Raw genomic sequence first — 19,555 nt, 5'->3', positions numbered from 1 at the left:
CTGAGCCCGTGCTCTATCCCTGAATCAACGCATCAATTGCCAGTGGCGCTCGACTTGTCGGTGGTGGTGCCGGTGTCGACATCGCTGCCGTAACCGTCGCCATCGCTGGTGTCGCTGTCGTCGTTTTCGTTCTGGTGCATCACGCCGCCGGTGGTAACCGGTGGCAGGGTGACCAGTGTCGAATTCAACGCCGAACGCGGCAGCGGGTTGCTGGTGGTGGTGGACAGTTCCTGACGGAACGGGTTGACCAGTTTGGCGTTCAGGCGAATGTCCTGCGACGACGACCCGAGTGCGATGTTGAAGGTGTCGGCATCGACCACCCACTGCTTGCTCTGGGTATCGAAGTAGGCCAGCGAGCGATCATTCAGCTCAATGGTCACGCGCTTGCTTTCACCCGGCTTGAGGAAGACTTTCTTGTAGCCCTTGAGCTCCTTGATCGCGCGTTCCACTTTCGGGTTCTGCTGACCGACGTACAGCTCAGCCACTTCCGAACCGCCAACCTTGCCAGTGTTGCTCAGGTCGAACGACACCTTGATCGGTGCGCCAGCCACCGCAACGCCCGGCGTTACGCTGATGTTGCTGTAACCGAACGTGGTGTAGGACATGCCGTAGCCGAACGGGTAGAGCGGCTTGATGCCTTTCTTCTCGTAACCGCGGTAGCCCAGCATCAGGTCGTTCTTGTAGCTCATCTCCTTCAACTGCTCTTCGTTGTCGAAGTTCTTGAAGGTGGAGTAGATCGGGTTGTCTTCGATGTTGCGTTCGATACTGATCGGCAGCTTGGCCGACGGATTGACCTTGCCGAACAGAATCTCGGCAAGCGCCTGACCCCCGTTCTGGCCCGGATAGAACGCGTGCAACGCAGCTGGCACCTGATCGATCCAGTCGCTCATCTTCAGGCCGGTACCGCCGTGCATGGTGACCACGGTGTGCGGGTTGACCTTGGCGATGTTGTTGATCAGGTCGTTCTGGAACTCAGGCAGATCGAAGCTGTGGTCGAAACCTTCACCTTCGTATTCGTTGCTGTTACCGACCGCGACAACCACGGCGTCGTACTTGGACAGGTCTTGCGGCGCGACCAGCGAAGCCCAGCTCATCTGCACGCCGACCAGGCCACCCATGGTGGAGATGTAGCCGTTGCGGCGCGAGTATTCGAGTTTGATGTCGTAGGCCTTGCCGGCTTCAAGCTTGAGCTTTGCGAAGACCGGAATGGTCGGCGGAATGCTGTTGCTTGGCAGGTGCTCGCCATCACCGTTGTCGATGATTTTCTCGCCATTGACATACAGACGCACGGCGCCGTCAGCGCGGACCTTGAACACCTGTTCGCCGCTGACAGTAGGCGTGACCTTGCCGCTCCAGCGAATGGAGGTGGCCGAAGTGTCGCCATTGATCGGCAGATTGGCGTCGCTGGACCAGTCCAGGTTAACCCGTGTGTCGGTGCGCGTTGCCGCAGCATCGCCGGACCAGTTGGCGTTGCTGAAGTACTCGGCTTTCAGGCCTTTGACGTCGTTGCCGGCAGTGTTGGTGCTGGTCCAGACGCTTGCAGTCGGGTCCAGCGACAGGCCGTCGATGAACTCGACCTTGGCGTTTGGCGCGATTTGCTTGAGGCCGCTCAGCTCGCTGATGTAATGGCTGGCCATGACGTTGGCGCTGCCGAAACCGGTAGGCGGTGCGTACTTGGCAAGATCACCGACCACTGCGATGGACTTGACCTTGGTCTTGTCCAATGGCAACAGGTTGTCCTGGTTTTTCAGCAGCACAATACTTTCACGGGCCGTGTTCAGCGCGACCTTGTTGCTGGTGGCGCTGTTCATGTTGTGCGTGGTCAGCGGTGCTTTGCTGTCGAACTTGTACAGGTAGATGTTCTTGAGGATGCGGCGGACTTTATCGTCGATCGTCGCAGCGCTCAGCTCACCGCTGTCCAGGTGCGGCTTGAGCACCGTGCTGTTCATCTGGTAGCCCATCATGTCCAGATCGGTACCGGCCTGTGCAGCGTCAAGGCCATGCACCACAGCGTTGTAGTCGCTTTGTACGAAGCCTTTGTAGCCCCATTCCTTCTTCAGAATGTCGCGAATCAGGTGCGTGCTTTCGCAAGCGAAGTCGCCGTTCACCTTCTGGAACGCGCACATCATCATCACTGTCTTGCCGTTTTTCGAGGCGGACTCGAATGCAGGCAACGTCATCTCGCGCAGTACGCGCTCGTCGATGGTTTCGTTGAGGTTGAAACGGTTGGATTCCTGATCGTTGGCCGCGTAGTGCTTGGTGTTGGCCCACACGCCGCGCGATTGAATGCCGTTGACCACGGCAGGCACCAGGCTTGCACCCAGGAACGGGTCTTCACCCGAGAGGTACTCGAACGCACGACCGCTGTACGGCATGCGGTACAGGTTTACACCCGGCCCAGTGATGAACTGATAGCCACCGGTGGCGGTGTCATAACCCAGCGCGCGGCCAAGGTCGATGGCGCGGCGCGGGTTCCAGGTGGCGGCAAGGTTAGGGCCGGACGGGTAGACCACACCCTGCTCGTTGCCTTCGCTGGTGTAGCGAACGCCCACACCGCCGTCGGCGCCGTGGATTTGCGGGATGCCTTGCGAGGCGAGGGGTTTGACGTCCCAGCCACCGGTGCCGCCGATGTAGGCCAGCTTTTCTTCCTGGGACATCTTGGCCAGCGTTTTTTCAGCCGCTTTGTCAGCGCGAGCTTCACGTGCCGCTTGCTGCGTCGCGTCGGCGGCATGAACCTGAGATACCGCCAGTGCCAACAGGGCCAGAGCCGAGTGGGCACCGATCATTTTTTTATTACGCATTTAAAGCTCCAACACATTTAACTGAGTCAATTGGTCGCAGGCGACCACTAAGTTTTGTAACTTTTCCCGGGCAATAAGATGCCTTTATCGTGACTTTTATGTTTCAACTAAAAGACGATATTTGCCGTGTTTCGCTGATTTTATTTTATGAAATTCGTGTTGTAGATGGCTCTCGCATTACATCCAAAGTGCTAGTACGTAGTGGCACTTTGAATCGCTAAAACGGGTAAATTAAGACGTTTCTTGCAACGAAAAGTCAAACAAAAGGTGGAAATTGCGTGTTTTGACACTTTCTTTTACAAATATCTGAACCTTTGCTAAACCATTGGGTCAGTTGGTTTAAGAAATTCACGACGCTGGATGCCGTTTTTCTAATGGCACCTGGCTCTGCTTTCTTAGTTTGAGCGCCTGCGTTGATATTCTCGAAGCAGTGCGCTCTGCTTCTTTTAAATTTCAAGTGGAGAAAGTTTATGAAACTGCCCCTGATTGGTGCGGGTGTTGTTCTTGGTCTGTCGCTTTGTGGCGCTGCAATGGCCGCGCAATCCACGGACGCCGACGCAACCTCCGGCGTTGCGGACTCCACAGTAATGACCCAGACTCAAGCCCCTAAAGCGGTGAAGAAACAGAAAGCCGAGGTCACCAAAGGTGGTCGTCCGCTGAGCAGCACCTCCAGCAGCACCAGCAAGTCCGGCAGCACCTCGTCGAAATCCTCGAACTGATCGTTCGAGACCTTTCGATCGGCCCCTTCCCCAAGCAGGGGCCGCTTGCTCCTCCGATCTACACAGAATCCTTGCTTCCTATGTCCCCAACCCCCGTCGACGCTACCCAACTGCAGATTCCCGATGCCGAGCAGCTCTGCGCCTGGCTGGCGGAAAACGCAGGCCTCAAGCCTGCCGATCTGGAGCGTGCCCGGCGTTTGCTTGCCGAGTCCGAGGGCAGCGAGTTGCTTGCGTTGCTGACCCGGCTGGGGCTGGTCTCCGAGTTTGAGATGGCCCGCGCCTGGGCTGCATTGCTTGACGCCCCCTTGATCGTTGTCGACGCAGCGCCCGCGTTGATTGATCCGCTGCCTGCACTGACCGAGCGCTTCATGCGCCATTTTCAAGTGGTCCCGCTGGAGTGGCGTGACGAAGGGCTGCACGTGCTGGCCGCCAACCCTAATGAGATGTTTGCTTTCGAGGCCATCGCTTACGGTTGTGAAGTGCCGGTGTGGCTGTCGATTGGCCCGCGCAATGACGTTGAAACGCTGATTGAGCGTTATTACGGCCAGGGTCGTTCCGCCATGGGCACGCTGATTGAAAACCTCGACGAAGAAAGCGGCTCGCTGGAAGACATCGAGCACCTCAAGGACCTGGCCTCCGAAGCGCCTGTCATTCGTCTGGTCAACCTGATCCTGCAACGCGCCGTCGAACAGCGTGCGTCCGACATTCATATCGAACCCTTCGAAAGCCAGCTCAAGGTGCGTTACCGCATTGACGGCGTGTTGCACGAAGCCGAAGCGCCGCCGTCCAGCTCATCGGCGGCGGTCATCTCCCGGGTCAAGATCATGGCCCGGCTGGATATCGCCGAGCGCCGCTTGCCGCAGGACGGCCGCATCATGCTGCGCATGCAGGGCAAAGAGCTCGACTTGCGCGTCTCCACTGTGCCGACCAGTTTTGGTGAATCGGTGGTGATGCGCTTGCTTGACCGACAGACCATCAACTTCGATTTCCAGAGCCTGGGCTTTGACGGCGACCGCCTCGACGCTTTTCTCGATGTGCTGCAACGGCCCCACGGTATTTTGCTGGTCACCGGCCCGACCGGCTCGGGCAAAACCACCACCCTTTATACGGCGCTGTCGCAGCTCAACACCGCCGAACGCAAGATCATCACGGTCGAAGACCCGGTCGAGTACCAGCTCGAAGGCATCAACCAGATTCAGGTCAAGCCCTCCATCGGCCTCGACTTTGCCGGGGCATTGCGCTCCATCGTCCGTCAGGACCCGGACGTGATCATGATCGGTGAAATGCGCGATCTGGAAACCTGCCGTATCGCCATTCAGTCCTCGCTCACCGGTCACCTGGTGCTCTCGACGCTGCACACCAACAGCGCCGCGGCGAGTATCACGCGGTTGCTGGACATGGGCGTCGAAAGCTACCTGATTGCGTCCACGGTCAATGGCATTCTGGCGCAGCGCCTGGTGCGCCGCCTCGATCCCGAGACCCGCGAAGCGTTCGAGGCGCCGCAAGAACTGATCGATGAACACGAACTGCATCGCTACACCGACGAGCGTCCGATCCGGTTGTACCGCCCGCGTGTCGATGCGCCCGGTGGTGGTTATCGGGGTCGAAGCGCGATCACCGAGTTGCTGGTCATGAATGAAGAACTGCGCGGCCTGCTGATGCGCCACGCCGATGCCTCCACCCTTGAGCAGGCCGCACGCCGGGCCGGGTTGCGCACCTTGCATGAAGAAGGCCTGCGTCAGGCGGTTGCCGGCGTGACCTCGCTCGAAGAAGTGCTGCGCGTCACGAGGGGCGAATAACATGACCCCTTTTAAATACCGCACCCTTAATGGGCAAGGCGCCGAACAGCACGGCGTGCTTGAGGCAAAAGACAAAGACGCCGCCGTTGCGCTGCTGCAAAAGCGCGGCCTGATGGTGCTGCATATAGAAGCGTCAAGCCTGGGTGGGCTGCGTCAGGCGTTGGGACGCGGCACGTTGAATGGCGCGGCGCTGATGAGTTTTACCCAGCAATTGGCAACACTGCTGGGCGCCGGTCAGCCGCTGGAGCGCTCGTTGACCATCCTGCTCAAGCAACCGGGCCAGCCGCAAACCCGGGCGCTGATCGAACGCATCCGCGAACAGGTCAAGGCCGGCAAGCCGTTGTCGGTTGCGCTGGAAGAAGAGGGCCGACAGTTTTCGCCTTTGTACATCAGCATGGTGCGCGCAGGCGAGGCGGGCGGGGCGCTGGAAAACACCCTGCGTCAATTGAGCGATTACCTGGAACGCAGCCAGTTGCTGCGTGGCGAAGTCATCAACGCGCTCATTTATCCGGCGTTTCTGGTGGTCGGCGTACTTGGCGCCCTGGCGCTGTTGCTGGCGTACGTGGTGCCGCAATTCGTGCCGATCTTCCGTGATCTGGGTGTACCGATTCCGTTTATTACCAAGGCCATTTTGTGGCTCGGGCAATTTCTCGGTGCCTATGGATTGCTGGTGTTGGGATCGATCATCGCGTTGATCTGGGGCAGTGCCCTGCGACTGCGCGACCCGCAACGACGCCTGCGCCGCGACCGCCGTTTACTGAAAACCCGAATCATTGGCCCGCTGCTGCAGCGCATTGAAGCGGCCCGCCTGGCTCGCACCCTCGGCACGCTGCTGAACAACGGCGTGGCGCTGCTCCAGGCATTGGTCATTGCGCGGCAGGTCTGTACCAACCGCGCGCTGCAACAGCAGGTGGAGCAGGCGAGTGAATCGGTCAAGGGCGGTGGCACGCTGGCCAGTGCATTCGGTGCGCATCCGTTGCTGCCGGACCTGGCCCTGCAAATGATCGAAGTCGGCGAACAGGCTGGCGAACTCGACACCATGTTGCTCAAAGTAGCCGACGTGTTCGACGTCGAAGCCAAGCGCGGCATCGACCGCATGCTCGCCGCGCTGGTGCCGACGCTGACGGTGGTCATGGCCGCACTGGTGGCGGTGATCATGCTCGCGATCATGCTGCCGCTGATGAGCCTGACCAGCAATATCTGAACAACTTTCTTGAGGAAACATCGCAATGAGCCGTACTCGATTCGCTGCTGCACGATTCAATCCCGCCCCCAGTCGCCAGCGCGGTTTCACGCTGCTGGAAATGCTCGCGGTTATCGTCCTGCTGGGCATCGTCGCGACCATCGTTGTGCGTCAGGTGGGCGGCAACGTCGACAAGGGTAAATACGGCGCGGGCAAAGCGCAGCTCGCCAGCCTGTCGATGAAGGTCGAAAGCTATGGCCTGGACATGGGTTCGCCCCCGAAAAGCCTGCAGCAACTGGTGGAAAAACCAGCCAACGCCGCGGGTTGGGCTGGTCCGTACGCCAAGCCTTCGGACATCAAAGACCCGTTCGGTCATGCCTTCGGTTATCGCTTCCCGGGCCAGCACGGCTCGTTCGATCTGATCTTCTACGGCCAGGACGGCCAGCCCGGTGGCGAAGGTTACAGCGCCGACCTGGGCAGCTGGGAATAACACCGGCCCATGACGCTTCCTGCGACAAGCCGAGGTTTCACTTTGCTGGAGATGTTGGTGGTCATCGTCTTGATGAGCATCGGTATCGGCCTGGTGGGGTTCGGGCTGTCCCGGGGTTTGCACTCGGCCAGCGAGCGGCAAGTGGTGGCGCAGATGGTGCAGACGCTGCGTACCGCCCGCAGCGCCGCGATCATCAGCGGCGAGACGACCGAGGCCAGATTTGACCTCAAGCAGCGCACGTTTCAGGCGCCCGGTCAGCGTGTCCAGCAATGGCCGGCGGAGTTGGGCGTGCAGCTCAATACCGCAGCGGACCTGGATTCGGCATTTGCCTTTCATCCTGACGGAAGTTCCAGCGGCGGCAATCTGGTGTTGTTTGCCGGTGAACGCAACTGGCGCATCGACGTAGGCTGGTTGACCGGCAGCGTCAAAAGTCGAGCGTTGAGATGAGTCGCCCACACCAAGCGGGTTTTACCCTGCTCGAAATGCTCGCCGCGCTGGTGGTCATGGCCGTATGCAGCAGCGTGGTGCTGGTGGCGTTCGGGCAAAGTGCGCGCTCCTTGCAGCAGGTCGAGCGCAGTGACCGGCTCAGCCTCGCGGCGCGTTCGGTGCTTGATGACCAAGACATCGGCATCCTGCAATCTGGTCGCCGTGAAGGCGTGCTGGACGGCGATATTCACTGGACGCTGGCCGTCAGCGAGCAGGCCGCCAAAGCGGGTCAGCCACGCCTGATGCGCCTGGACCTGACGGTCAGCGAAGGCCGGCGTCGTGCGCAATTCAGCACCTTGCGGCTGGTCAGTCCTGCCAGCCCCGGGTCGCCGGGGAATGCATTGTGATCCGTCGACAACGCGGCTTCACGCTGCTGGAAATCATGATCGTCTTGAGCCTGTTGGCGGTTCTGTTGACGCTGGTCGGCGGTGCGATTCTGGGCGCCAACCGTGCGGTGCTCAAAGCCGACCGCTACACCGCAAGCCTTGATGAGCGTCGTGCTGCGCAAGCGTTTTTGCGGGCGTCTATCAGCCAGGCGCTACCGCTGGACATCTCGGACGACGACAGCGAAAGCTCAGGGTTTTTCGAAGGCTCCGAGCAGCGCTTGCAGTTTGTCGCAACCTTGCCAGGCACCCTTGGCGGCGGCATTCAGCTGCACACGCTGACGCTGGGCGGTCCTGAATCGGACCGCCATTTGCAGATCGCTTTTGCTCAGGTGAAGGGCAATGTGTTGCGCGCCTGGGGCGAGCCGCAAGTGTTGCTGCACGGCGTTCGCAGCCTGAGCCTGAGCTATCGCGGGTTGACTGCCAAAGGCGAGCCCACTGGCTGGATTTCGCAATGGCCGTGGCCCAACCGTTTGCCCCGTGCCGTGCGTATCAAGGTGCAAATGAAAGGCCCGGTGGGTTGGCCGACAGAAGTGGTCGCCCTGCGTCTGGACTTGTCTGGCGGGGCAGGGGGATGAACATGCAATCAGCCTTCAAGCCTCAACGCGGTATCGCCCTGCTTCTGGTGCTCTGGGCACTGGCGTTGCTCAGCCTGCTGCTGGGCGGTCTGGCCGGTTGGGTGCAGCTGGAAACCCGTCAGGCGCAGTGGCAACGCCAGCACACGCAAGCAGTGTTGGCGGCAGAAGCGGGGGTGAATCAGGCCGTGCAGGCGTTGCTCGACAAGGCCCATCGACCGCGCTGGATCGCCGACGGCCGTGGCATGCCGCTGCGGTTCGACGAGGCGCAACTGGTGGTCGGCGTGACCAGCGAGCGGGGCAAGCTGGACCTCAATGCGGCAGCGGTCGAAGACGTGGTACGTGTCGCTCAGGCCTGCGGCGCCAGCCGTGATCAGGCCGCGCAACTGGCTAAAGCCTTGCAGGCCAGACGTGGCGGTGATGAACCGCTGTTGCGGGTGGTGGAAGAACTGCGCCAACTGCCGGGCATGACGCAAACGCTCTATAGCCGTTTGCTGCCCGAGGTCACTTTGTGGAGTGGACTGCCGCGCCCGGAACCGGCCTTTGTCACCGCGCTGTTGCGCCGCGCCTTGAACATGCCGAATCAGGCTGCGGTGGGCGCTGATCCGGGCGAGGTCGTGACCATCGAAAGCCAGGCCCAATTGCCGAGCGGCTTCAGTGCCCGGCTCTACACCACCGTTTTATTGAACCCATCGGAGGGTAACGCTCAGCCTTATCGGGTGCTGCGTTGGCAAGAATGAGTCTTTTATCTTCACCGCGACTGGCGCCGCTCAAAGCGCGCCTCGACGTGATCGCCAGGCAATGGCGTATCAGCCCTGCGCAGCGCTATTGGCAGCTGTGGCTGGACGAATTGCGTGCCTGCCTGCCTGCGCGCGTGCGCCAGTGGCTGGCCGACGAAACACCGGTGCAAACCTGGCAATGGCCGTTGAGTGAGCCGCTGCCGGCACGCCGCGCCGATGCCCGGCAATGGCTGCTGTTGCCAGCCCGTACGGTGATGGTCCAGCGCCTGCAACTGCCGTTGGCCGCCGCCCGCGATCTGGCGTCGGTGGTCGGTTATGAACTGGACAAGTTCACTCCATTCCCGCGTGACCAGCTGTATTACGTCGCGCGTCAGGACGGTCGCAGCGCAGGCTTTTTGCAGGTCACGCTGGTGGCGATTGCCCGCGATCGACTGGACAAAATACTGAGCGAGTGCGCAGCGTCCGGTCTGGTACTCAATGGCGTCGATGTGATCAGCGGCGATGGCACGGCCCTGGGAATCGACTTGTTGCCCGACCCGATGCGCCCTGCTCAAAGCCGCAGCGGTCGCGGATGGCAAGGCAAGCTTGCGTGGTTGTGCGCCGGCTTGCTGCTGGCCTTGATGGTGCTGTGGCTGCAGGACCGCCAGCAATTGCTGGAACAGATGCAAGCCACGGTTCGGGCGCAGAGGGCCGATGTCGCTCAGGTTCAGGCGTTGCGTCAGCAACTCACCAACACCCGTGGCGCGGCGCAATACCTGGCCCAGCGCAAAGCCGCGCAGCCTACGATGGCGGCGTTGCTCAGCGAGCTTACCGCTTGCCTGCCCCGGGACACCTGGATCGATCAGTTTGAAATCGATGACAGCGCCGAGGTCTCATTCAGTGGCCAAAGCGCCAAGGCCAGCGCCCTGATCGCGCGCCTGAAAGACTGCCGTAGCCTCGAAAACCCGCAGTTTCAGGGTGTTATCCAGCCTGACGCCGACACCGGCAAAGACCGCTTCTCACTGCGCGCCCACTTACACCAGGAGGCCGCCGATGCGCCGACCGCTGACACCCCGTGAACGTCGCGGCGCCGCGCTGATTGTGCTGGCGCTGGTGATCTGCGCGGCCTACTGGCTGCTGATCGACAGTTGGTTCACTGGCCCGCTGCGTGACATCGACGAGCAAGCCGAGCAATTGCGTAGCCAGCAGCAACGCTACGCTGGCCTGCTGCAACAAGGCGATGCGCTGCGCGAGCAATTGCAAAAAGCGCAGCAAGACCCTGCCAGCAACACCAGCCTGTTACCCGGCGAAGACCCCAGCGCCGTGGCCGCCGATCTGATGCAGCGAGTGGCCGACCTCATCGTCAGCCATGCCGACACTGGCGCCGGTTGCAGCCTGACTCAGCGCATGCCGATTACCCCGGAGCAAGAGGGCGGCGAGCCTTATCGCCAGGTCAAAGTCAGCCTGACGCTGGAGTGCGGCATCGAGCCGTTGATGGCGATCCTGCATGAGCTGGAGTATCAGCGTCCGTTCTTATTTGTCGACGACATCAGCCTGCGCCGCGACGCCAACGCGCCGCTCAAAGGTGGCGCCGGCAAGCTGGTCGCGCACCTGCTGGTGCGCGGTTATCTGCAACCTGCCCAGATTGCCCAGATTGCCCAGGCTGCACCGGTTGAGCAAGGCGCCGCCGCAGAGCAGGGCGCGCCATGATCGGCTCATTGAAAACTGTCGAAGTGGCTCTGGCCGGCGTCGCGGCACTGTTGATGCTGTTGATTGCAGGTGTACTCGGCGGGATCGGCGATTCTGCCGACTGGCTCCCTGCGCGTGCACCCCGTTCAAACGCGCAGGCTCAGTCAGCTCCACATGTCCCCGTTGCTGAACTGGCGAGCCTGTCGAACACCTGGACGTCGCCATTGTTCAGCACCGACCGCAGCCCGGACATCGCTTTGCGCAAATCCGGGCAGGCATCGAGCCTGGCCGGCCTGACACTGACCGGCGTCATTCTCAATGGCGATGTGCAGGTGGCGTTTATTCGTCAAAAGAGCGGCCCGGCCCTCAAGGTCCATCGCGGTGAACGCCTGCCTAATGGCTGGACACTGGATGCTCTGACGCCTTTGCAAGCGCGCTTTGTCCTTGATGGCCGCACCGAATCATTGAGTCTGCCGGTCTTGAAACTGCCGCCGCCCTCGACCCAAGCCCCTATTTCCCTTTCCAATGAGTCCGCCCCATGAGGGCCACTTCAGGAGTGAGTAACATCGCTACTTTGCGCACACCCTTGCTTTGCCTGGCCACCGCTGTCGCCCTCGGCGGCTGCGCGACCTCGCCCAACACACTCGATCCAGACAGCGGGATGCTGCGTGAAGCGCTACAAGGAACAGGTTCGCAACGCCCGCCGGTAGACCCGCGCAGCGAGCAACTGCCGATCGAGCCACAACCATCCCAGGGTGCTACTGCGCCGACCCGGCAGGTGATCAAAGGCAATCAGCGCTTCGTTCGCACGCCGTCGGTGAAGGCGGTTGCCCAGCCGGTATCACCGCCTGGCGGCGCAGGCGGCGACATCGTCTTCAACTTCACCAACCAGCCCATTCAGGCGGTGGTCAACAGCGTCATGGGCGATTTGCTGCACGAGAGCTACAGCATCGCCGAAGGCGTGAAGGGCGATGTCAGCTTCTCGACCTCCAAGCCGGTGGATAAGCAACAGGCGCTGTCAATTCTGGAGACCCTGTTGTCATGGACCGACAACGCGATGATCCGCCAAGGCAATCGCTACATGATCCTGCCGGCCAGTCAGGCGATCACCGGCAAGATGGTCCCGCAGATGTCCACCGCGCAGCCATCGGCCGGGTTGTCGGCGCGGCTGTTTCCGCTGAGCTACATTTCGGCCACCGAGATGCAGAAATTACTCAAGCCGTTTGCACGCGAGAACGCCTTCCTGCTGGTGGACCCGGCGCGCAACGTGCTGAGCCTTGCCGGTACGCCCGAAGAACTGGCGAACTATCAGCAGACTATCGACACCTTCGACGTCGATTGGCTAAAGGGCATGTCGGTGGGCGTATTTGGTTTGCAGCGCGCATCGGTCGGCGAGCTGATGCCGGAACTGCAGAAAATGTTCGGCCCCAACAGCGGCATGCCGCTGGCCGGCATGGTGCGCTTTTTGCCCATTGAGCGGACCAACTCGGTGGTGGCGTTTTCTTCGCAGCCCGAGTACCTCAACGAAGTCGGCAACTGGATTCACACCATCGACGAGGGCGGCGGCAACGAGCCGCAAATGTACGTCTACGACGTGCGCAACATGAAAGCCACGGACCTGGCCAAATACCTGCGGCAGATCTATGGCAACGGCGCGATCAAGGAGGAGTCGGCGGCCAAAGTGGCGCCCGGTTTGCGAACCCGTTCGATGTCGTCTTTGACCGGCAACAGCAGCGGTTCAGGCTCTATGGGCGGTGGAATCGGCGGCAACAGCACCAGCGGCGGCATGAGCAGTGGCGGCTTGAATGGTGGGATGAATGGCGGGATGAATCAGCAAGCGTCCGGTGCAGATGACCAGGCGGAGGGCGACGACGAAAGCGCCGACAGCGAGAGCAGCGATAGCGCAGATAGCTCTGGTTCGGACGAGTCCGGCAGTGGCAAGAAAAGCCTCGACGCCGGCACGCGCATTTCGGCGCAGAAGAGCAGCAATCAATTGTTGGTGCGTACCCGCCCGGCGCAATGGAAAGAGATCGAGGCGGCGATCAAGCGTCTGGATAATCCACCGTTGCAGGTGCAGATCGAGACGCGGATTCTGGAGGTCAAACTCAGCGGCGAACTGGATCAGGGCGTGCAGTGGTACCTCGGTCGTCTGGCCGGTAACTCCACCAGCACCACCGTTGCCAATACCACTGGCAGCCAAGGCGCGCTGGGCGGTGGCGGGGCATCGCTGGGTGCCAGCGATTCGCTGTTTTACTCCTTCGTCAGCACCAATCTGCAAGTGGCCATTCACGCACTGGAAACCAATGGCCGCACGCAAGTGCTGTCGGCGCCGTCGCTGGTGGTGATGAACAACCAGAACGCGCAGATCCAGGTGGGTGACAATATCCCGATCAGCCAGACCACGGTCAACACCAGCACCTCCGACACCACGTTAAGCAGTGTTGAATACCTGCAGACCGGCGTGATCCTCAATGTGGTGCCGCGCATCAATCCGGGTGGTCTGGTGTACATGGACATCCAGCAGCAGGTCAGCGATGCCGACGACAGCGTGCTGGTCAACGGCAATCCGCGGATTTCGACCCGCTCGGTGTCCACCCAAGTGGCAGCCCAGAGCGGACAGACCGTATTGCTTGGCGGTTTGATCAAGCAGGACAACAGCGAAAGCGTCAGCAGCGTGCCGTATCTGGGTCGCATCCCGGGGCTCAAGTGGCTGTTCGGCAACAGCACCAAATCCAAGGACCGTACTGAATTGCTGGTGCTGATCACGCCACGCGTCATCAACAGCAGCAGCCAGGCGCGACAAGTGACTGACGATTACCGCCAGCAAATGCAACTGCTTCGCCCGCAAGCGGCGCAGACCATGCCGATGTACTGATCCAGATGAACCACGCGGCGCCAGATGCGCCGCGCACTCGCCCCACGGTCGCTTGTGCGCTAAAAACTCTTTAGGAACGCACGAGCAACGCGAGGCCGCGATGGGGCGCAAAGCGGCCCTGAAACCAGACGCCTCTGCTGTATCTGATACCCCCCGTGCTCAGGTTTTACTGCCGCTGCGCCAGATCGCGAACAACGTGTCAGACCTCAGCAACCAACCGGGCAGGGCGCGAGGTAATGGCGTAACGGCCGACGCCGAAGCTCACTGCTGCGCTAATCAACAGCATCAGCAACGTGCCCCAAGCCGCTTTTGACAGCTGGCTGGCGGCGACTTTTGCGGCTTGACGCGCTTTTTGCTCAGACAATGAAAGGGCGCGTGCACCGGTGTGCACGACCTGAATCCAGTGTGCGAGCGCCGTCAGATACCCGTCTTGGCCCAAATGCACCCCCATTCATGGTGCATTCGCACTCCTCATTCTTCACATCGACTGCACTATGCTGCACCTCTCAGGTCCGATAAATGGGCCGCCCGTCCCGGTTGCCGTCCTTGTGGAGACGCAGTGAATGAGTGAGGCCGTGCTTGCCAGTGAAACCAATCGTCGTCAGTTGCAGCAGATCATCTCGGGACTGTCCGACGGGGTGATCTTGATCGAAACCGATCAAACCATTCTTTGGGCAAACGAAGCTGCACTGCACATGCACGGCGTCGACAAGCTCGAAGATCTGGGTGCTACGGGCGATGAGTACCGCGAGCGTTTTGCGCTGCGCTACCGCAATAACCATCCCCTGGATGTCGACCAGTACCCGATCAGCCGGGTGGCAGCGGGCGATACATTCAGTGACGTGATCGTTGAAGTGAGCGCCGTCGGCAATGAGCAAGAGCGCACACGTGTGCACCGGATTCGCAGCATGATTCTTGAAGACCGCAACGGCGCCCCCGAGTCGCTGGTGCTGATCATGGCCGATGCCACCGAATGGGCCAGCGCCGAACAGCGTTTCGAGAAGACCTTCAACGCCAACCCCGCGCCCGCTGTCATCTGCCGCCTGAGCGACTTGCGCTACATCAAGGTCAATCAGGGGTTTCTGGAAATGACCGGCCACATCCGCGATAACGTCATTGGCCGCTCGGTCTATGAGCTGGATGTGCTGGAAAACGCCGAGCGCAAAGACCTCGCCATCGAGCGTCTGAATCAGGGCGCGACCATCCCGCAAATGCAGGCCGAGCTGAAACTGCCAGGGGGCGGAACCAAGCTGGTGATCGTTGCCGGGCAGGCGCTGGACATGAACGATGAGGACTGCATGCTGTTCTCTTTCACTGACCTTGAGCCCCGTCGCAAAGCCGAAACGGCCTTGCGTCAGAGTGAAGAGCGCTTCGCCAAAGCCTTCCGTCTGACGCCTGTGCCGACGCTGGTGTGCAGTGCTGATCGCCAGCAGGTAGTGGACGTCAACGAGGCGTTTCTCAACACCTTGGGTTACAGCGCTCAGGAGTTGATTGGCCGGTCGGTGGTGGAGCTGGATTTCATCGACGGCAAAGGTGCCGCCGAGCAACTCTTCGATGGCCTGCAGAAGACCGGCAATCTGGAAGGGCTCGATCTCAAGGTGCGCAAGAAAGGGGATGAGCTGATTGACTGCGTCCTGGCGGCCGACACAGTGAGCATTCAAGGTAACCCCTGCTATTTGCTGGTGCTGATGGACATCACCGAACGCAAGCGCTCGGAGCTTGAGCTGGTCGAGGCGATTGAGGAGGTGATGCAGGATGCGTCGTGGTTCAGCCAGACGCTGATTGAGAAGCTGGCCAATGCCAAAAGCGTCAATACCCCTCGGGCGCCAAGCGCCTCGTTCACTGACCTGACTGCGCGGGAGCGTGAGGTGTTGGGCCTGATTTGCGAAGGCCTGGCCGACAAGGAAATCGCTGCACGGCTCAAGCTGGCCCCCAACACCGTGCGCAATCACGTTGCGACCGTCTACTCCAAACTCGACGTCCACAGCCGCAGCGAAGCCATCGTCTGGGCGCGCGAACGCTACCTGTTTGCCGGGCACAAACGAGGGAAGGAGAAAGGCTGAATGATTTCTGCCGGTATTCGGCAGAATCAAAAGCTTCGCGAACAAGTTCGCTCCTACAGCCCTTCGGGCGGAATCACAACCGCAGTAGCGCCGCACGTTTTGGCGGAATCAAAATTCCGACTGCACCGCAAGTTTTGGCGGAATCAAATTCCGGGTGCGCCGCAAACCCCTGTAGGAGCGCACGAGCAACGCGAGGCCGCGATGGGGCGCGCAGCGGCCCTCAACTCTGAGATCAGACGAATTAATCCGCGCACTGATTCAGGTGCAAATGCACTAGCTCATCCCCTTAGAATTCACCTGTTGCCCCTTGGCTGTTTTTCCTAATCTGAGCCCATGCCGGACAACCAGAGATTGCGCGTCCGGCCGTCAATCAAAAAAGGAAAACATCATGAGATCCGAGCATGTCAAAGGTGCAACAGAGCAGGCCGCTGGCAAGGTTCAGGACGTTTTTGGGAGTCTGACTGGCAACGACAGCCTGAAAATGGAAGGCAAAGCGCGGCAGGCAGCCGGTGAGTTGCAGGAGCATTACGGTGACGTGCTAGACGACGTATCGTCTTTCGCCAAGCGTCGTCCGCTGGCCAGTGTCGCGATTGCCGGTGGTATCGCGTTTTTGCTGGCGCGTTTGTTGATGCGTCGTAAGGGCTGACCGCCGGGAATAGCATCATGAGTCATCGAAAGGGGCCGTTTGAGCGGACGTCATTGACGTCTCCTCAATCGGCCCCTTCGTCGTTTGTGCGGCTGAAGATTTTCGTTTCAGACAGCATTGCGACAGCAACCGCCATCCAATTGCGGGCTGACATCTGAGTCATGCTGGGTATGATGGGCCCGACGTTTTTTTACAGGGTCTTGCCGCAATGATGAAGTTCTTCGCCGCGCTGTTGTGCGTTTTTTCCGGCCTGGCGCATGCCCAGCCTGCCTTGCTTACCGATCTCGCCTTGCCGTACCTCGCGTCGGCGCCTGCCCAGACGCCTTCCGGTTCTGCCGAGACGCCGCTGGTTATCTTCCTGCATGGATACGGCAGTGATGAACGCGACCTGTTTGACATTAAGGAAGATCTGCCCGCTGATTACACCTATCTCTCCGTGCGTGCGCCGCTGGACGTCGACGGTGGTGGTTACAAGTGGTTCAGTCAGGACACCGACGCCGCCGATTACGAAGGCGTTACCCGTGATGTCGACGCCAGTACCGCGCTGCTTACCCAATTCATCGAACAAGCCAGCAAGAAATACGGCGCGAAGCCTGACAAGGTCGTGCTGATCGGCTTCAGTCAGGGCGCGATGATGAGCTACCAGATTGGCTTGCAACACCCCGAACTGGTGCGTGGTATTGCGCCGCTGAGCGGCAAGATCCTGTCGGCGCTCAAAGCCCGCCTCAAAACGGATGACTTCAAGGGTCTGAAGGTATTTATCGGGCACGGCACTGCCGATACTCGCGTTGCTTACACAGGCGCAACCGACGCCAAAGGGGTGCTGGATAATCTGAATCTGGCCCCGGAATTTCACGCTTATCCCGGATTGGGACACAGCATCAACGGCAGCGAAATCAGCGACCTGAACGCCTGGTTGAAATCGACATTGGGCTCTGAGGCGCGTTAATCGCCTCGATGGGCTTGCTCGCGGGCGGACGTTTCTGCGGACGCCCAGATTCAACTAAAGGCCCCGGTCATGCACTGTGGAAGCGCGATGTCACCGGGAGTAACGGGTTACTGACTGTCGAGCGGGTGGACAACGATCCCGCGCAACTGGAGCGCTTCATCGACGGGCTGAAGCTGTTTGGGCTGGGTGCTTCGTGGGGCGGATTCGAAAGCCTGGTGATCGTCGCCAACGTAAAGGACCGGGTCAATACGCAGGACAAAGCGCTGAATCCATCGCTGCGTTTGCACATCGGCCTTGAGGACGTCAGCGCCCTGATCGAAGACCTCGAGCGAGGGTTTGCGGCGATTCGGTACGCCTAGGCTCGGCACACACCTGCTGCGTGCCCCTGGTGGGAGGGAGCTTGCTCGCGAAGCAATGGTTCCGACGCTAGAGGTGCGTCGGATGTACCGGCCTCTGGCGAGCAAGCTGCCTCCCACGGTCCTGCGGCTAATCAGGGATCTACCGGAAACTTCGCGGCTTCTCGGGGTTTCGGTTCTGGCCGCAGGCCGCAGGAGCGTGGCTTGTGTCTGGGCCGCACTCGGACGATCTGCCGGGCACCGGCAGTAAATTCTCCGCACTCGATACGTCAGGGAAAACTCGGTCGCATGGTCTCAGGGCCGCTTCGCAGCCCATCGCGGCCTCGCGTTGCTCGTGCGCTCCTACATTGATTTGCGGCGTTCATGGGATTGACTCTGGCCGCAGGCCGTAAAAGCGTGTTTGGGATTTTGATTGTTGCCGGAGGCCGTAGGAGCGCGCCCGCCCGCGATTGCGGTGCGTCAGGTTCATCACCGTCGACTGACACAACGTCATCGCGGGCAAGCGCGCTCCTGCAAGTGGTTCAGCCGCGTGAGTTCTTCAAGAACGCCAACAACGCCACCAGCGGAAAAGCGCTGCCAGCGATGACAATCCATAGCCAGCCGCCGTTGTGATAAAGGCTGCTGGCAATCGCTGACCCGATCGCGCCGCCGATGAAAATACTGGTCATGTACAGCGCGTTCAGGCGGCTGCGGCTCTTGGCGTCCAGCGCATACACGGCGCGCTGGCCGATCACCATGTTCATCTGCACGCAGAAATCCAGCACCACGCCTGTGATTGCCAGGCCCACCACCGCAAACGCGGGATGCACCAGACCTGGTAAAAAGCTCAAGGCGGCAAACACCAGCGCGCACAGGCTGGCGACGCGGGAATGCCCGGCGTCCGCCAGGCGCCCGCTGATGGGTGCCGCGATGGCGCCGATGGCACCGACCAACGCAAAAATGGCGATCTGGGTTTGCGACAGGCTGTAACGGCCTGCCAGTTCAAGCGGCACGGCGGTCCAGAACAGGCTGAACGTGGCGAACATGCACGCCTGATAAAACGCCCGCTGTCGCAGCACCGGCTGAGTGCGCAGTAGCGTCCACAACGAAAAAATCAGTTGGCCGTATGAGGCGCTGTGATCAGGCTGGCGCTTGGGCATAGTCGTCGCCAGCACCACGCTGATGATTGCCATCAAGGCTGCCGCCGAGCCGAAAACGGCGCGCCAGCCGAAGTGGTCAGCCACCAGACTCGACAACGGTCGGGCCAGCAATATCCCCAGCAACAGCCCGCCCATGATGCCGCCAACCACCCGGCCGCGTGATTCCTCAGGCGCCAGGTGTGCCGCCAGCGGCACCAGAATCTGCACTGATACCGAACTGAATCCCACCAGCAGTGACACGATCAAGAACACGTTGGGCTGCTGGGCAAATGCCGCGCCCAGCAGGCTCACAATCGCCACGCCGGTGGTGACGATCATCAGCTTGCGGTTCTCGAGTAAATCCCCCAGCGGCACCAGGAAGAACAGCCCCAGCGCGTAGCCGATTTGCGTCAGGGAGACGATGAAACTGGCCAGGGTGCTGCTCAGGCCGATATCCGGCGCGATCAGGCCGATGATCGGTTGGGCGTAGTAAATATTGGCCACGATGGCGCCGCAGCAAAAGGCGAACAGCATCGCCAGGCCCTTGGTCATGGTTGGGGCGCGATGGGGCGCGTGGGGCAGGGAGGTCATGGAGATTCTCGATTTTCCGCAGTGCCGGAAGGCTAACGCAGATTCGTAGCGTTAAGAAGGATGGTCGGATTGATATTTTGTATGGCTGAAACAGATGGATGGCATAGCGCCCC

Annotated in this window: 18 protein-coding genes and 1 pseudogene; 16 read left to right on the top strand and 3 right to left on the bottom strand. The window is 60.6% G+C overall.

All coding sequences use genetic code 11. From position 1 onward, the window contains the following. Nucleotides 1-32: 32 nt before the first annotated feature. Nucleotides 33-2,801: a beta-glucosidase gene (locus tag OYW20_RS16115; RefSeq protein ID WP_268796946.1), complete on the bottom strand. Its 2,769-nt coding sequence runs from the start codon at nt 2,799-2,801 to the stop codon at nt 33-35. A gap of 470 nt (nt 2,802-3,271) precedes the next feature. Between OYW20_RS16115 and OYW20_RS16110 the strand changes: the two genes are divergently transcribed. The 12 genes from OYW20_RS16110 to gspD all read left to right on the top strand — a co-directional run bounded on the left by OYW20_RS16110 (nt 3,272) and on the right by gspD (nt 13,719). Next, a complete protein-coding gene (locus tag OYW20_RS16110; protein WP_268796945.1) occupies nt 3,272-3,520 on the top strand; it encodes a hypothetical protein in 249 nt (82 codons plus the stop codon). 80 nt (nt 3,521-3,600) lie between these two features. Then, a complete protein-coding gene (gene gspE / locus OYW20_RS16105) occupies nt 3,601-5,319 on the top strand; it encodes a type II secretion system ATPase GspE (RefSeq protein WP_268796944.1) in 1,719 nt (572 codons plus the stop codon). 1 nt (nt 5,320) lies between these two features. Beyond that, nucleotides 5,321-6,523: a type II secretion system inner membrane protein GspF gene (gene gspF / locus OYW20_RS16100; protein ID WP_268796943.1), complete on the top strand. Its 1,203-nt coding sequence runs from the start codon at nt 5,321-5,323 to the stop codon at nt 6,521-6,523. Between the two features lie 25 nt (nt 6,524-6,548). After that, complete coding sequence (gene gspG / locus OYW20_RS16095; RefSeq protein WP_268796942.1) at nt 6,549-6,992, top strand: type II secretion system major pseudopilin GspG; 444 nt, start codon at nt 6,549-6,551, stop codon at nt 6,990-6,992. A gap of 9 nt (nt 6,993-7,001) precedes the next feature. Continuing rightward, nucleotides 7,002-7,439 (top strand): Tfp pilus assembly protein FimT/FimU, encoded by a 438-nt coding sequence (locus tag OYW20_RS16090; protein ID WP_408005414.1) that lies wholly within the window; start codon nt 7,002-7,004, stop codon nt 7,437-7,439. Beyond that, the gene (locus OYW20_RS16085) at nt 7,436-7,825 is read left to right on the top strand and encodes a type II secretion system protein (protein ID WP_268796941.1); all 390 of its coding nucleotides are present in this window, start codon (nt 7,436-7,438) and stop codon (nt 7,823-7,825) included. The genes OYW20_RS16090 and OYW20_RS16085 overlap by 4 nt, the downstream gene beginning before the upstream one ends. Beyond that, a complete protein-coding gene (locus OYW20_RS16080) occupies nt 7,822-8,439 on the top strand; it encodes a prepilin-type N-terminal cleavage/methylation domain-containing protein (RefSeq protein ID WP_268796940.1) in 618 nt (205 codons plus the stop codon). Before OYW20_RS16085 ends, OYW20_RS16080 begins: the two co-directional genes overlap by 4 nt. Nucleotides 8,440-8,441: 2 nt before the next feature. After that, nucleotides 8,442-9,176 (top strand): type II secretion system protein GspK, encoded by a 735-nt coding sequence (locus tag OYW20_RS16075; protein WP_268796939.1) that lies wholly within the window; start codon nt 8,442-8,444, stop codon nt 9,174-9,176. Then, on the top strand, nt 9,173-10,234 hold the full coding sequence (locus OYW20_RS16070; protein ID WP_268796938.1) for a PilN domain-containing protein: 1,062 nt from the start codon (nt 9,173-9,175) through the stop codon (nt 10,232-10,234). The genes OYW20_RS16075 and OYW20_RS16070 overlap by 4 nt, the downstream gene beginning before the upstream one ends. Further along, complete coding sequence (gene gspM / locus OYW20_RS16065; protein WP_268796937.1) at nt 10,209-10,865, top strand: type II secretion system protein GspM; 657 nt, start codon at nt 10,209-10,211, stop codon at nt 10,863-10,865. The genes OYW20_RS16070 and gspM overlap by 26 nt, the downstream gene beginning before the upstream one ends. Beyond that, nucleotides 10,862-11,386, top strand: coding sequence for a general secretion pathway protein GspN (locus tag OYW20_RS16060; protein ID WP_268796936.1), 525 nt, complete (start codon nt 10,862-10,864; stop codon nt 11,384-11,386). Before gspM ends, OYW20_RS16060 begins: the two co-directional genes overlap by 4 nt. Then, nucleotides 11,383-13,719, top strand: coding sequence for a type II secretion system secretin GspD (gspD, locus tag OYW20_RS16055; protein ID WP_268796935.1), 2,337 nt, complete (start codon nt 11,383-11,385; stop codon nt 13,717-13,719). The genes OYW20_RS16060 and gspD overlap by 4 nt, the downstream gene beginning before the upstream one ends. A 199-nt stretch (nt 13,720-13,918) precedes the next feature. On the opposite strand, the gene OYW20_RS16050 is transcribed toward gspD, so the two are convergent. Then, nucleotides 13,919-14,170, bottom strand: coding sequence for a hypothetical protein (locus tag OYW20_RS16050; protein WP_268796934.1), 252 nt, complete (start codon nt 14,168-14,170; stop codon nt 13,919-13,921). Between the two features lie 112 nt (nt 14,171-14,282). Between OYW20_RS16050 and OYW20_RS16045 the strand changes: the two genes are divergently transcribed. From OYW20_RS16045 to OYW20_RS16030, 4 genes and pseudogenes are all read left to right on the top strand, one after another. Next, nucleotides 14,283-15,782, top strand: a complete 1,500-nt coding sequence (locus OYW20_RS16045) for a helix-turn-helix transcriptional regulator (protein ID WP_268796933.1) — start codon at nt 14,283-14,285, stop codon at nt 15,780-15,782. A 388-nt stretch (nt 15,783-16,170) separates the two neighbouring features. Next, entirely contained in the window at nt 16,171-16,428 is a 258-nt protein-coding gene (locus tag OYW20_RS16040) for a CsbD family protein (protein WP_268796932.1), read from the top strand. A gap of 208 nt (nt 16,429-16,636) precedes the next feature. Further along, nucleotides 16,637-17,377 carry an alpha/beta hydrolase gene (locus OYW20_RS16035; protein ID WP_268796931.1) on the top strand — a complete coding sequence of 247 codons (741 nt, stop codon included), beginning with the start codon at nt 16,637-16,639 and terminating at the stop codon, nt 17,375-17,377. A gap of 62 nt (nt 17,378-17,439) precedes the next feature. Next, a pseudogene (locus OYW20_RS16030) lies at nt 17,440-17,736 on the top strand (PLP-dependent transferase); the annotation flags it as partial. 518 nt (nt 17,737-18,254) lie between these two features. Here the strand turns inward: OYW20_RS16030 and OYW20_RS16025 are convergent. Continuing rightward, a complete protein-coding gene (locus OYW20_RS16025; RefSeq protein WP_268796930.1) occupies nt 18,255-19,442 on the bottom strand; it encodes an MFS transporter in 1,188 nt (395 codons plus the stop codon). Nucleotides 19,443-19,555: the final 113 nt, after the last annotated feature.

It is taken from the genome of Pseudomonas sp. BSw22131 (genome assembly GCF_026810445.1).
Taxonomy (GTDB): domain Bacteria; phylum Pseudomonadota; class Gammaproteobacteria; order Pseudomonadales; family Pseudomonadaceae; genus Aquipseudomonas; species Aquipseudomonas huanghezhanensis.
Note: the sequence above shows the minus strand (reverse complement) of the source record. Positions and strands in the feature narration are given on the sequence as shown.